Genomic DNA, 13,458 nt, shown 5'->3' with positions numbered 1-13,458 from the left:
GGCTACCTGAGTAGCCTGATGCAAAATAAGTGTTTTAGTTTACCAGTGTGGCAGGAATGTCAAAAGAGAAGGGCGATAAATTAACGGTTCTCAACGGCAAACACTTCTGAGCCGTGCTCGGTTACACGCCAGCGAACATTAAAATCTAGCAATGAAACGGCGTAGCTTTTCCCTGGGTCTTCATCTTTACGATAGGCCGGGCGTGGGTCTTGTGCCAGCACCTGGCGGATAAAACGCTCAATGTACGGATAGGGTTTATCGAGTAACGATAATTGCTGTTGTACTTCTGGCGTGAAATAAACCGGCATATCGGCAGCGGGAGCATTTTGCGCGTAACCCGCAACGGCTTCTGGTATCGCTTCGGCAAATGGTAAATAAGGTTTGATATCAACGACCGGCGTACCATCGACTAAATCCAGACTGCCCAACTGCAAAATGACCTGATCTTTTTGGCAACGAATCCCTTTCAGCTCGACCAAAGACATGCCGATAGGATTCGGGCGAAAGGTTGAACGCGTAGCAAATACGCCCATCCTCGCGTTCCCACCGAGCCGCGGCGGACGTACCGTGGGCCGCCAGCCACCTTCCATCGTTTGGTGGAAGACAAAAAGCAGCCATAGATGGCTAAAGCCTTCGAGGCCGCGAACGGCATCTGCCACATTATACGGGGGCAGTAAATGCAATTCGCCACCGCCATCAGTGACTAAACCGGGTTGGCGGGGAACGGCAAACTTCTCTTTATAAGGAGAGTGAATAACGCCAATTTGCTCAAAACTAAAGGCTGTCATTTTGCTGATACGTTTAACGCAGACCCAACACAAACGGCCTGACGGTAGCAACCTGGCGTGCCGCTAGTCACATCACAACTATGCAACAGCACCGCGTTTGCTTTCATTTTTGATGCGTTAATTTGCAAGCGTTTACGAGCTGTCGGGATATTAGGAGGAGAATCCTGATTGCTAACCTGGCATGAATCGCCACTGACTTCACCGAGATCGCGGAATGGTTTGCCTATCAACTCTTCAGCATTGGTATAGATTTTTACGGGTGCTGGTTTAACGACCTTTGGTTTCGCAGGCTCGGCTTTCGGCGGCGTAGCAGTGCTTTTGATAGGTTCAACGGGGGATCTGCTTAGCATTGTACAGCCGCTGAGCATGACTGCTAATAAACAGATCGGTAAAGCACGCATAATTTTTCCTCAATGAATGATAAAACGCGATTATTGAACCAAGCTCTCGTACAAATAACAAGACGGGCATAAGCCCGTCTTAGATTATTTACGCAAAAATAGAAGAATGGAAACTTACCAGCCTTTTACTGCGCCGCCGTTGAAGACTTTGTTTGCTGCTTCGTAAACTTCATCAGACTGATAAGCCTGAACGAATTTCTTCACGTTTTCAGCGTCTTTGTTGTCTTCGCGGGAAACGATCAGGTTTACGTATGGAGAGTCTTTATCTTCAACGAAGATACCGTCTTTCGCTGGAGTCAGGCCAATCTGGCTTGCGTAAGTAGTGTTGATGATAGCGAGTGCAATCTGAGCATCGTCCAAAGAACGTGGCAACTGTGGTGCTTCCAGCTCAACCAGTTTCAGATTTTTAGGGTTCTCAGTCACATCCAGAACAGTTGGCAGCAGACCGACACCATCTTTCAGTTTGATCAGACCTTGTTTTTGCAGCAGCAGCAGGGAACGGCCAAGGTTAGTTGGGTCGTTTGGCAGAGCAATCTGCGCGCCAGTTTGCAGCTCATCGATAGATTTGATCTTTTTAGAGTAGCCAGCGATTGGGTAAACAAAGGTATTACCCACACCAACCAATTTATAGCCACGATCTTTGATCTGCTGGTCCAGGTATGGTTTATGCTGGAAGGCGTTAGCGTCGATGTCGCCTTTGCTCAGCGCTTCGTTAGGCAGAACGTAATCGTTGAAAGTCACCAGCTCAACATCCAGGCCATATTTTTCTTTTGCGACTTTCACCGCAACTTCTGCAACCTGTTGTTCAGCACCAACGATGACGCCAACTTTAATGTGGTTTGGATCTTTCTCGTCTTGACCACAACCCACGAGTGCCAGAGAACCAATCAGAGCACCAACTGCCGCAAAGGTTTTAAATTTAAAAGACATATCCCTTCCTTACTATGTGTAAAAAACGATGTTGTGTTGAACGTATTATTTGTGAGTTACAGCACGGACGATACGATCGCCTGAGAATTGAATTAAATACACTAATACCACCAATAACACTAATACCGTATTCATCACGGTAGCGTTATAACCGATATAACCATACTGATAACCAATCTGACCTAAACCGCCAGCACCCACGGCACCACCCATTGCGGAATAGCCAACCAGCGTAATCAGCGTAATAGTGGCGGCATTCACCAGCCCTGGCAGCGCTTCTGGCAGCAATACTTTGTGGATAATTTGCATTGGCGTTGCGCCCATCGCACGTGAGGCTTCAATCAGGCCTGATGGGATTTCCAACAGGGCGTTTTCTACCATACGAGCGATAAACGGTGCTGCACCTACTGTTAACGGCACGATTGCAGCTTGTAGACCAATCGAGGTTCCGACAATCATCCGGGTAAATGGAATCATCCATACCAGTAATATAATGAACGGAATGGAACGGAAGATATTTACCAGCGCTGACAGGCTGTTATAAAGCTTCGCGTTCGCGCTGATTTGGCTTGGGCGGGTAATATAAAGAAGCACGCCCACAGGAAGTCCCAGAACAAAACCAAAGAAGCCGGACACGAACGTCATCGCCAGCGTTTCATACACTCCTTTAAGGAGTAACCACATCATTGGCTCAGACATAACCCAGCACCTCTACTTTTACATGTTGCTGCTGCAGGTATGCGATAGCAGCGTCCATATCCTGATGTTCACCATGCAACTCGCACAGCATAATGCCGAACTTCACACCACCGGCGTAATCCATCTGCGCGCTGATGATATTGCTGTTCACATTAAAGCGGCGGGCGGTTTCGGAAAGAAGCGGCGCATCAACAGACTGGCCGGTAAATTCCAGGCGAAGCAGCGGAACGGTAGTCTCGCTTTTCTCTGTACTTAAACGCTGGGCGTAATCTTCCGGAATATCCAGATGCAACGTTGATTGAATAAATTGCTGCGCAAGAGGTGTTTTCGGATGAGAGAACACTTCGCTTACGGTGTCTTGTTCTATTAATTCACCGTCACTAATGACTGCGACGCAATCACAGATGCGCTTCACAACATCCATTTCATGAGTGATTAAGAGAATCGTCAGGCCAAGGCGGCGGTTGATATCTTTCAGCAATTCCAGAATTGAACGTGTTGTTGCTGGATCCAGTGCGCTGGTGGCTTCATCACACAAAAGCACTTTAGGGTTGCTTGCCAGCGCACGCGCAATCGCTACGCGCTGTTTTTGCCCGCCGGACAGGTTTGCTGGATAAGCATCGTGCTTTTCGCTCAGCCCAACCAGGTCGAGCAACTCTGATACCCGGCGTTTGATTTCTTCGCGCGGCGTATTATCCAGCTCCAACGGTAATGCAACGTTGCCGTAAACTGTGCGGGAAGATAGTAAGTTAAAATGCTGAAAAATCATGCCAATCTGACGGCGTGCTTTGGTCAGCTGGCTTTCAGAAAGCGTGGTCAGTTCCTGGCCATCGACCTGGACTGAACCTTGCGTTGGACGCTCAAGTAGGTTTACGCAACGGATAAGTGTGCTTTTCCCAGCACCTGATGCGCCGATCACGCCATAAATTTGCCCGGCAGGAACATGCAAACTGACATTATTCAATGCCTGGATGCTGCGATTCCCTTGCTGGAACACTTTGGTGATGTTTGAAAGTTTAATCATTAGGTTATTTATTATCGTATGAGTGTAAGCCGTGGCATTTTCTGCTGCCGACAACGGGCGATGACCGTTATCGATATGGATGTTAAGGCATCCAGACGTCTAAATCAATCTGCGAATGATTGTCTATTCCCGCCAGGATAAGAAATCATGCGATACTACCGCTAATAATCCCAGTTTCAGGAGTTTCCAAGTGGCACAGTCTGTTCCCGCTATTTTTCTCGATCGTGATGGCACCATTAATGTTGATCATGGCTATGTCCATGAAGTTGATCAGTTTGAGTTCATTGATGGTGTAATTGATGCAATGCGTGAGTTAAAAGCAATGGGCTATGCGTTAGTGCTTGTCACCAATCAGTCAGGTATCGCCCGTGGCATGTTTACTGAAGCGGATTTTGAAAATCTCACAGAATGGATGGACTGGTCTTTAGCAGACCGTGGCGTTGATCTCGATGGCATCTATTATTGTCCGCATCATCCCGAGGCAATAGTAGAAGAGTTTCGTCAAACCTGTGATTGCCGCAAACCTCAACCGGGTATGTTGCTTTCCGCTCAAGAGTTTCTACATATAGATATGGCCTCTTCTTATATGGTTGGCGACAAACTAGAAGACATGCAGGCGGCGTCAGCGGCACAAGTAGGGACAAAAGTGCTGGTTCGCAGCGGTAAGCCAGTGACTGAAGAAAGCGAAGCGGCGGCAGATTTGGTGATTAATAGCCTCAGCGACCTGCCAAAAGCGATTAAAGCGCGTCAAAAATAGACGTTGCGCTCAAAAAAACATCGCTTGGTCATAATTTTGAAATTAGGGGTTGTCAGCCTCCGGAAAATCCCTATACTGCGCCTCCACTGACACGGCACAACGGCTTACAAACCGGCCCGTCAGCCAGATGAAAAGCGAAAATAAACGCTTGACTCTGAAAGAGGAAAGCGTAATATACGCCACCTCGAGTTAGCAAGAGAAAGCGCCTGACTCACTGCTCTTTAACAATTTATCAGACAATCTGTGTGGGCACTCGCAGGATTGATATCTCAGATACCTTCGGGTATCAAAAAAATATCAAGTCTTGAAGAGTGACCAAGCAGTAATTCATTTAGTTGAATTATTACGAAAGTTAATTTTTGAGCACCGCTTCACGAGTTGAAGCAAATCAAGCTTTTAATTGAAGAGTTTGATCATGGCTCAGATTGAACGCTGGCGGCAGGCCTAACACATGCAAGTCGAGCGGTAGCACAAGAGAGCTTGCTCTCTGGGTGACGAGCGGCGGACGGGTGAGTAATGTCTGGGAAACTGCCTGATGGAGGGGGATAACTACTGGAAACGGTAGCTAATACCGCATAACGTCTTCGGACCAAAGAGGGGGACCTTCGGGCCTCTTGCCATCAGATGTGCCCAGATGGGATTAGCTAGTAGGTGAGGTAATGGCTCACCTAGGCGACGATCCCTAGCTGGTCTGAGAGGATGACCAGCCACACTGGAACTGAGACACGGTCCAGACTCCTACGGGAGGCAGCAGTGGGGAATATTGCACAATGGGCGCAAGCCTGATGCAGCCATGCCGCGTGTATGAAGAAGGCCTTCGGGTTGTAAAGTACTTTCAGCGAGGAGGAAGGCATTGTGGTTAATAACCGCAGTGATTGACGTTACTCGCAGAAGAAGCACCGGCTAACTCCGTGCCAGCAGCCGCGGTAATACGGAGGGTGCAAGCGTTAATCGGAATTACTGGGCGTAAAGCGCACGCAGGCGGTCTGTCAAGTCGGATGTGAAATCCCCGGGCTCAACCTGGGAACTGCATTCGAAACTGGCAGGCTAGAGTCTTGTAGAGGGGGGTAGAATTCCAGGTGTAGCGGTGAAATGCGTAGAGATCTGGAGGAATACCGGTGGCGAAGGCGGCCCCCTGGACAAAGACTGACGCTCAGGTGCGAAAGCGTGGGGAGCAAACAGGATTAGATACCCTGGTAGTCCACGCCGTAAACGATGTCGACTTGGAGGTTGTTCCCTTGAGGAGTGGCTTCCGGAGCTAACGCGTTAAGTCGACCGCCTGGGGAGTACGGCCGCAAGGTTAAAACTCAAATGAATTGACGGGGGCCCGCACAAGCGGTGGAGCATGTGGTTTAATTCGATGCAACGCGAAGAACCTTACCTACTCTTGACATCCAGAGAATTCGCTAGAGATAGCTTAGTGCCTTCGGGAACTCTGAGACAGGTGCTGCATGGCTGTCGTCAGCTCGTGTTGTGAAATGTTGGGTTAAGTCCCGCAACGAGCGCAACCCTTATCCTTTGTTGCCAGCGGTTCGGCCGGGAACTCAAAGGAGACTGCCAGTGATAAACTGGAGGAAGGTGGGGATGACGTCAAGTCATCATGGCCCTTACGAGTAGGGCTACACACGTGCTACAATGGCGCATACAAAGAGAAGCGACCTCGCGAGAGCAAGCGGACCTCATAAAGTGCGTCGTAGTCCGGATCGGAGTCTGCAACTCGACTCCGTGAAGTCGGAATCGCTAGTAATCGTAGATCAGAATGCTACGGTGAATACGTTCCCGGGCCTTGTACACACCGCCCGTCACACCATGGGAGTGGGTTGCAAAAGAAGTAGGTAGCTTAACCTTCGGGAGGGCGCTTACCACTTTGTGATTCATGACTGGGGTGAAGTCGTAACAAGGTAACCGTAGGGGAACCTGCGGTTGGATCACCTCCTTACCTAATAGATACAAACCCGCGTAGTGCTCACACAGATTGTCTGATAGAAGTAAATGAGCAAGCGATCCCTTAAACGGGATATCGTGTCCCCATCGTCTAGAGGCCCAGGACACTGCCCTTTCACGGCTGTAACAGGGGTTCGAATCCCCTTGGGGACGCCATCTTAAGATAATGATGTGAAAGACATTATCACACATATCTCAAAACTGACTTTCGAGTCACGTTTGAGATATTGCTCTTTAAAAATCCGGAACAAGCTGAAAATTGAAACGACACACTGTTTTCTTTCTCCGTAATAAGAAAGGAAAATGCGGTGTGTTCGAGTCTCTCAAATTTTCACAACATACGATTGTGTCTTACGAGACATCTTCGGGTTGTGAGGTTAAGCGACTAAGCGTACACGGTGGATGCCCTGGCAGTCAGAGGCGATGAAGGACGTGCTAATCTGCGATAAGCGTCGGTAAGGTGATATGAACCGTTATAACCGACGATTTCCGAATGGGGAAACCCAGTGCAATTCGTTGCACTATCGTTAAGTGAATACATAGCTTAACGAAGCGAACCGGGGGAACTGAAACATCTAAGTACCCCGAGGAAAAGAAATCAACCGAGATTCCCCCAGTAGCGGCGAGCGAACGGGGAGCAGCCCAGAGTCTGAATCAGTTTGTGTATTAGTGGAAGCGTCTGGAAAGTCGCAGGGTACAGGGTGATACTCCCGTACACAAAAATGCACATACTGTGAACTCGAAGAGTAGGGCGGGACACGTGGTATCCTGTCTGAATATGGGGGGACCATCCTCCAAGGCTAAATACTCCTGACTGACCGATAGTGAACCAGTACCGTGAGGGAAAGGCGAAAAGAACCCCGGCGAGGGGAGTGAAACAGAACCTGAAACCGTGTACGTACAAGCAGTGGGAGCCTCTTTTATGGGGTGACTGCGTACCTTTTGTATAATGGGTCAGCGACTTATATTCTGTAGCAAGGTTAACCGTATAGGGGAGCCGCAGGGAAACCGAGTCTTAACTGGGCGTTAAGTTGCAGGGTATAGACCCGAAACCCGGTGATCTAGCCATGGGCAGGTTGAAGGTTGGGTAACACTAACTGGAGGACCGAACCGACTAATGTTGAAAAATTAGCGGATGACTTGTGGCTGGGGGTGAAAGGCCAATCAAACCGGGAGATAGCTGGTTCTCCCCGAAAGCTATTTAGGTAGCGCCTCGTGAACTCATCTTCGGGGGTAGAGCACTGTTTCGGCTAGGGGGCCATCCCGGCTTACCAACCCGATGCAAACTACGAATACCGAAGAATGTTATCACGGGAGACACACGGCGGGTGCTAACGTCCGTCGTGAAGAGGGAAACAACCCAGACCGCCAGCTAAGGTCCCAAAGTCATGGTTAAGTGGGAAACGATGTGGGAAGGCACAGACAGCCAGGATGTTGGCTTAGAAGCAGCCATCATTTAAAGAAAGCGTAATAGCTCACTGGTCGAGTCGGCCTGCGCGGAAGATGTAACGGGGCTAAACCATGCACCGAAGCTGCGGCAGCGACACTTAGGTGTTGTTGGGTAGGGGAGCGTTCTGTAAGCCGTTGAAGCTGGACTGTGAGGTCTGGTGGAGGTATCAGAAGTGCGAATGCTGACATAAGTAACGATAAAGCGGGTGAAAAACCCGCTCGCCGGAAGACCAAGGGTTCCTGTCCAACGTTAATCGGGGCAGGGTGAGTCGACCCCTAAGGCGAGGCCGAAAGGCGTAGTCGATGGGAAACAGGTTAATATTCCTGTACTCGGTGTTACTGCGAAGGGGGGACGGAGAGGGCTATGTTAGCCGGGCGACGGTTGTCCCGGTTTAAGCATGTAGGCGGAGAGTTTAGGTAAATCCGGACTCTTATCTAACGCTGAGGTGTGATGACGAGGCACTACGGTGCTGAAGTAACAAATGCCGCACTTCCAGGAAAAGCCTCTAAGCATCAGGTAACAACGAATCGTACCCCAAACCGACACAGGTGGTCAGGTAGAGAATACCAAGGCGCTTGAGAGAACTCGGGTGAAGGAACTAGGCAAAATGGTGCCGTAACTTCGGGAGAAGGCACGCTGTCGGTAGGTGAAGTCCCTCGCGGATGGAGCTGAAGGCAGTCGAAGATACCAGCTGGCTGCAACTGTTTATTAAAAACACAGCACTGTGCAAACACGAAAGTGGACGTATACGGTGTGACGCCTGCCCGGTGCCGGAAGGTTAATTGATGGGGTTAAGCGCAAGCTGAAGCTCTTGATCGAAGCCCCGGTAAACGGCGGCCGTAACTATAACGGTCCTAAGGTAGCGAAATTCCTTGTCGGGTAAGTTCCGACCTGCACGAATGGCGTAATGATGGCCAGGCTGTCTCCACCCGAGACTCAGTGAAATTGAAATCGCTGTGAAGATGCAGTGTACCCGCGGCAAGACGGAAAGACCCCGTGAACCTTTACTATAGCTTGACACTGAACATTGAGCCTTGATGTGTAGGATAGGTGGGAGGCTTTGAAGTGTGGACGCCAGTCTGCATGGAGCCAACCTTGAAATACCACCCTTTAATGTTTGATGTTCTAACGTAGACCCGTAATCCGGGTTGCGGACAGTGTCTGGTGGGTAGTTTGACTGGGGCGGTCTCCTCCTAAAGCGTAACGGAGGAGCACGAAGGTTAGCTAATCACGGTCGGACATCGTGAGGTTAGTGCAAAGGCATAAGCTAGCTTGACTGCGAGAGTGACGGCTCGAGCAGGTGCGAAAGCAGGTCTTAGTGATCCGGTGGTTCTGAATGGAAGGGCCATCGCTCAACGGATAAAAGGTACTCCGGGGATAACAGGCTGATACCGCCCAAGAGTTCATATCGACGGCGGTGTTTGGCACCTCGATGTCGGCTCATCACATCCTGGGGCTGAAGTAGGTCCCAAGGGTATGGCTGTTCGCCATTTAAAGTGGTACGCGAGCTGGGTTTAGAACGTCGTGAGACAGTTCGGTCCCTATCTGCCGTGGGCGCTGGAGAATTGAGGGGGGCTGCTCCTAGTACGAGAGGACCGGAGTGGACGCATCACTGGTGTTCGGGTTGTCATGCCAATGGCATTGCCCGGTAGCTAAATGCGGAAAAGATAAGCGCTGAAAGCATCTAAGCGCGAAACTTGCCCCGAGATGAATTCTCCCTGGGAACTTGATTCCCCTGAAGGAACGTTGAAGACTACGACGTTGATAGGCTGGGTGTGTAAGCGTAGCGATACGTTGAGCTAACCAGTACTAATGATCCGTGAGGCTTAACCTTACAACACCGAAGGTGTTTTGGTTGAGAGACTAAGCATTTGATTTTCAGCTTGAACCGAGATTTTAAGTCGATGGTTGTGTGAATAATACAACGGTTGATGAAACAGAATATGCCTGGCGGCAACAGCGCGGTGGTCCCACCTGACCCCATGCCGAACTCAGAAGTGAAACGCCGTAGCGCCGATGGTAGTGTGGGGTCTCCCCATGCGAGAGTAGGGAACTGCCAGGCTCCAAATTCAAAGCAGTAAAAGCCAGAATGTGACATCTGGTGGTAGTAAGAAAGAAATTCGGTGGAGCGGTAGTTCAGTCGGTTAGAATACCTGCCTGTCACGCAGGGGGTCGCGGGTTCGAGTCCCGTCCGTTCCGCCACTTATTAAGCCCTGAGTCTAATAGACTCAGGGCTTTTTTCATGTATAAAATTCAGCATATCTCTCTATTATTGCTTTTAACGCAAATATCTTCTGCATTTATCTGACTTTTTTAGCACAGTTATCCGCTGCATAATCCTCGTATAACAAACATATATCCCCAACGAGGTAAAAAATGACAATTCCTGCATTTGGTTTAGGTACATTTCGTTTAAAAGACGATGTAGTGATCGCATCAGTAAAAACAGCGCTTGAATTGGGTTATCGCGCAGTAGACACCGCACAGATTTATGACAATGAAGAGGCTGTAGGGCAAGCCATTGAAGAGAGTGGAATCGCGCGTGATGATCTGTTTATCACCACTAAAATCTGGATTGAGAATCTAAGCAAAGATAAATTGATTCCAAGCCTGAAAGAAAGCTTACGCAAATTACGCACAGGTTATGTTGATTTGACTTTAATTCACTGGCCATCGCCAAATGATGCTGTGCCAGTTGCAGAGTTTATGCAGGCGTTACTTGAAGCGAAAAAAGAAGGACTAACGCGCAATATTGGTGTTTCTAACTTCACTATCGACCTGATGCAGCAGGCAATTGATGCTGTGGGGATTGAAAATATAGCGACCAACCAAATTGAGCTTTCACCGTATTTACACAACCACAAAGTCGTTGATTGGGCACATGAACATAATATCCATATCACCTCATATATGACTCTTGCCTATGGTAAGGCACTGAATGATGAAGTCATTGGACGAATTGCACAGCAATATAATGCAACTCCGGCTCAGGTTATTTTGGCATGGGCAATGAAGTTGGGTTATGCGGTTATTCCTTCTTCAACAAAACGTGAGAATCTGCAAAGTAATCTACGATCGCAGACTCTCATACTCGATGAGGAAGATATGATGGCTATTAATGAACTGGACTGTAACGATCGACTGGTTAGCCCGGAAGGTCTGGCTCCACTCTGGGATTAATCTTTCATTACAGCCCCTGTGGGGGCTGTTGCACATGCTCACTTAGAAAATCAATAAATGCTCTAATCCGGCTACTGACAGCGCGATCGCTGTAATACACCGCACTGAATGGCATTTCTACGGGCAGCAGTCTGTCTGCAAGTAATTCCACAAACTTCCCTTCAGCTATTTCTTTATTAATCATGTAGTCAGACAGGCACGCAATCCCATTCCCGGTCAGGCATAGCTGCTTGAGTGTTTCACCGCTATTGGATGTTAGTCCCGGTGTAATGTCATACTGTAATCCATCAGCTTGGGCGACCGGCCATTTGTTCAAACTTTCTGTTTCAGAGAAACCCAGGCAGATATGATCCTCAAGATCCTCTGCGCTTTGCGGTATTCCGTTTTGTGCCAAATATTCAGGGGAAGCAATAATTTTACGCTGGCTGGTGAAAAGGGGTCTGGCCCGAAGTGTTGAATCCGTCAACGTTCCTGCGCGAATGGCTACATCGACTTTACGTTCAATCAGGTTAATAAATGTCTCTGAGGAAATAAGCGAAAGCGTTATCTCGGGATAGCGTTCACGAAAGGGCTTAATCAGCGGCATCAAGAGGTGGAGCATCACAGGGGTCGCGGCGTCAATGCGCAGTAAACCTCGAGGTTTTTGTCGCGTTTCCATTAGCTCATTTTCAGCCGCTGCCATCTCTTGCAAGATCTGTTGTACGCGGCGGAAATAACGCTCACCTTCCTCTGTAAGGCTTAGCTGGCGCGTTGTGCGATTTAGAAGTGTTACCCCTAGCTTCATCTCTAATTTTTTCACCGAGCGGCTCACAGCTGAATTAGCCAGTTCGAGCTGTATGGCTGCACGACTAAAACTTCCGCTTTCCACAACGGCGACAAAGATCGTCAGTTCTTCAGAGGTGGCCTTCATTATTGCTCCTGAGACAAAATTGTATTGAGATTTTGTATATTTTTGTTATTTAACCATCACGCCATACTACGTGTCATCAAAAGACACCTGCTATGGAGTAAATTATGCCTCTGGCACTATGGGCGCTGACTATCAGTGCATTTGCAATCGGTACTACAGAGTTTGTCATTGTTGGACTGGTACCAACAATCGCTGACCAACTTTCAATTTCATTACCTTCTGCTGGATTGTTAGTCTCTATTTACGCGTTGGGCGTCGCTGTGGGCGCGCCTGTTTTAACGGCATTAACCGGGAGATTGCCTCGTAAGCAATTGCTGATTGGCCTGATGGCATTATTTACCGCGGGTAATCTGTTAGCCTGGCTTTCGCCAAACTATGAAACCCTCGTTATTGCTCGTCTTCTGACAGGACTTGCGCATGGCGTGTTTTTCTCAATTGGCTCAACTATCGCAACCAGTCTGGTTCCCAAAGAAAAAGCGGCATCTGCCATTGCTATTATGTTTGGTGGTTTAACCGTTGCATTGGTTACTGGCGTACCTCTCGGGACGTTCATTGGCCAGCATTTTGGTTGGCGCGAAACGTTCCTCGCAGTGTCGGCTATCGGTGTAATTGCATTAATTAGCAGCACAATTTTGGTACCTAAAGATATTCCAACTCGAGCGGTTGCCAGCATCAAAGATCAACTGAAAGTGATGATTCACCCGCGTCTGGTGATCATTTATGCGATCACGGCGTTAGGTTACGGTGGCGTGTTTACGGCATTTACCTTCCTGGCTCCGATGATGCAGGATCTTGCAGGTTATTCGCCAGCAGCAGTGAGCTGGATTTTATTAGGTTATGGCGTCTCCGTAGCGATAGGGAATATCTGGGGTGGAAAACTTGCTGACCGTCATGGCGCAGTGCCAGCCTTGAAATTCATTTTTGCAGCACTTGCCGCATTACTCCTGGTATTCCAGTTTACGGCTAGTTCGCATATTGGTGCCTTAGTGACGGTGTTAATCATGGGGATTTTCGCCTTCGGTAATGTACCTGGTTTGCAGGTGTATGTTGTGCAGAAGGCCGAGCTTTACACGCCAAATGCGGTAGATGTTGCTTCTGGTTTGAATATCGCGGCTTTTAACGTTGGGATCGCATTAGGTTCTGTTATTGGCGGTCAAACAGTTCAAAGCTTTGGTTTGGCACAAACACCCTGGATTGGCGCGGTGATTGTTGTTGGTGCATTACTTTTAATTACGTTCAGTGGCAGACTTGATTCCCGCCGAGAAATTGCTGTCGGGTAACACATTTAAACAAGATCGTTAGCAATTGCTTACGGTCTTGTTCATCAATGGTTTGAATTGGTCGTTGAAACTCTGCACTAAAGTCCCTATAACTG

The 13,458-nt window shown here is 48.8% G+C and carries 9 protein-coding genes, 2 tRNA genes and 3 rRNA genes; 8 read left to right on the top strand and 6 right to left on the bottom strand.

Annotated elements, in window-relative coordinates:
• Positions 1–80: 80 nt before the first annotated feature.
• From tsaA to metN, 5 genes are all read right to left on the bottom strand, one after another.
• Positions 81–788, bottom strand: a complete 708-nt coding sequence (gene tsaA / locus DY231_RS18815; RefSeq protein WP_115630713.1) for a tRNA (N6-threonylcarbamoyladenosine(37)-N6)-methyltransferase TrmO — start codon at positions 786–788, stop codon at positions 81–83.
• Complete coding sequence (rcsF, locus tag DY231_RS18810) at positions 785–1,189, bottom strand: envelope stress sensor lipoprotein RcsF (protein ID WP_115630711.1); 405 nt, start codon at positions 1,187–1,189, stop codon at positions 785–787. The genes tsaA and rcsF overlap by 4 nt, the downstream gene beginning before the upstream one ends.
• A 114-nt stretch (positions 1,190–1,303) precedes the next feature.
• Entirely contained in the window at positions 1,304–2,119 is an 816-nt protein-coding gene (gene metQ / locus DY231_RS18805; protein ID WP_115630709.1) for a methionine ABC transporter substrate-binding lipoprotein MetQ, read from the bottom strand.
• 45 nt (positions 2,120–2,164) lie between these two features.
• Entirely contained in the window at positions 2,165–2,818 is a 654-nt protein-coding gene (locus DY231_RS18800) for a methionine ABC transporter permease MetI (RefSeq protein ID WP_115630707.1), read from the bottom strand.
• Entirely contained in the window at positions 2,811–3,842 is a 1,032-nt protein-coding gene (gene metN / locus DY231_RS18795; RefSeq protein ID WP_115630705.1) for a methionine ABC transporter ATP-binding protein MetN, read from the bottom strand. Before metN ends, DY231_RS18800 begins: the two co-directional genes overlap by 8 nt.
• Before the next feature lie 190 nt (positions 3,843–4,032).
• Here metN and gmhB point away from each other — a divergent pair, with 190 nt between their 5' ends.
• The 7 genes from gmhB (at position 4,033) to dkgB (ending at position 11,173) form a co-directional block, all read left to right on the top strand.
• Positions 4,033–4,599, top strand: coding sequence for a D-glycero-beta-D-manno-heptose 1,7-bisphosphate 7-phosphatase (gene gmhB, locus DY231_RS18790; RefSeq protein ID WP_115630703.1), 567 nt, complete (start codon positions 4,033–4,035; stop codon positions 4,597–4,599).
• 397 nt (positions 4,600–4,996) lie between these two features.
• Positions 4,997–6,538, top strand: a 16S ribosomal RNA gene (locus DY231_RS18785).
• An 85-nt stretch (positions 6,539–6,623) separates the two neighbouring features.
• A tRNA-Glu gene (locus tag DY231_RS18780) sits at positions 6,624–6,699 on the top strand.
• A gap of 219 nt (positions 6,700–6,918) precedes the next feature.
• Positions 6,919–9,827 (top strand): 23S ribosomal RNA (locus tag DY231_RS18775).
• Between the two features lie 112 nt (positions 9,828–9,939).
• Positions 9,940–10,055, top strand: a 5S ribosomal RNA gene (gene rrf, locus DY231_RS18770).
• The 16S, 23S and 5S rRNA genes sit together here with 2 tRNA genes alongside, the layout of an rRNA operon.
• A gap of 63 nt (positions 10,056–10,118) precedes the next feature.
• Positions 10,119–10,195 (top strand) — tRNA-Asp (locus tag DY231_RS18765).
• A gap of 174 nt (positions 10,196–10,369) precedes the next feature.
• Positions 10,370–11,173 (top strand): 2,5-didehydrogluconate reductase DkgB, encoded by an 804-nt coding sequence (gene dkgB / locus DY231_RS18760; RefSeq protein ID WP_115630701.1) that lies wholly within the window; start codon positions 10,370–10,372, stop codon positions 11,171–11,173.
• Between the two features lie 7 nt (positions 11,174–11,180).
• Here the strand turns inward: dkgB and yafC are convergent, their stop codons facing one another.
• Positions 11,181–12,083 (bottom strand): DNA-binding transcriptional regulator YafC, encoded by a 903-nt coding sequence (gene yafC / locus DY231_RS18755; protein ID WP_115630699.1) that lies wholly within the window; start codon positions 12,081–12,083, stop codon positions 11,181–11,183.
• Between the two features lie 104 nt (positions 12,084–12,187).
• Between yafC and DY231_RS18750 the strand changes: the two genes are divergently transcribed.
• Positions 12,188–13,363, top strand: a complete 1,176-nt coding sequence (locus tag DY231_RS18750) for an MFS transporter (RefSeq protein WP_115630697.1) — start codon at positions 12,188–12,190, stop codon at positions 13,361–13,363.
• Positions 13,364–13,458 lie beyond the last annotated feature (95 nt).

This window comes from Buttiauxella agrestis (assembly GCF_900446255.1).
Taxonomy (GTDB): domain Bacteria; phylum Pseudomonadota; class Gammaproteobacteria; order Enterobacterales; family Enterobacteriaceae; genus Buttiauxella; species Buttiauxella agrestis.
Note: the sequence above shows the minus strand (reverse complement) of the source record. Positions and strands in the feature narration are given on the sequence as shown.

Excerpts from the sequence above, each read along its gene's own strand:
- metN (WP_115630705.1), bottom strand. The coding sequence starts at position 3,842 with ATGATTAAACTTTCAAACATCACCAAAGTGTTCCAGCAAGGGAATCGC.
- rcsF (WP_115630711.1), bottom strand. The coding sequence starts at position 1,189 with ATGCGTGCTTTACCGATCTGTTTATTAGCAGTCATGCTCAGCGGCTGT.
- dkgB (WP_115630701.1), top strand. The coding sequence starts at position 10,370 with ATGACAATTCCTGCATTTGGTTTAGGTACATTTCGTTTAAAAGACGAT.
- yafC (WP_115630699.1), bottom strand. The coding sequence starts at position 12,083 with ATGAAGGCCACCTCTGAAGAACTGACGATCTTTGTCGCCGTTGTGGAA.
- DY231_RS18800 (WP_115630707.1), bottom strand. The coding sequence starts at position 2,818 with ATGTCTGAGCCAATGATGTGGTTACTCCTTAAAGGAGTGTATGAAACG.
- DY231_RS18750 (WP_115630697.1), top strand. The coding sequence starts at position 12,188 with ATGCCTCTGGCACTATGGGCGCTGACTATCAGTGCATTTGCAATCGGT.
- tsaA (WP_115630713.1), bottom strand. The coding sequence starts at position 788 with ATGACAGCCTTTAGTTTTGAGCAAATTGGCGTTATTCACTCTCCTTAT.
- metQ (WP_115630709.1), bottom strand. The coding sequence starts at position 2,119 with ATGTCTTTTAAATTTAAAACCTTTGCGGCAGTTGGTGCTCTGATTGGT.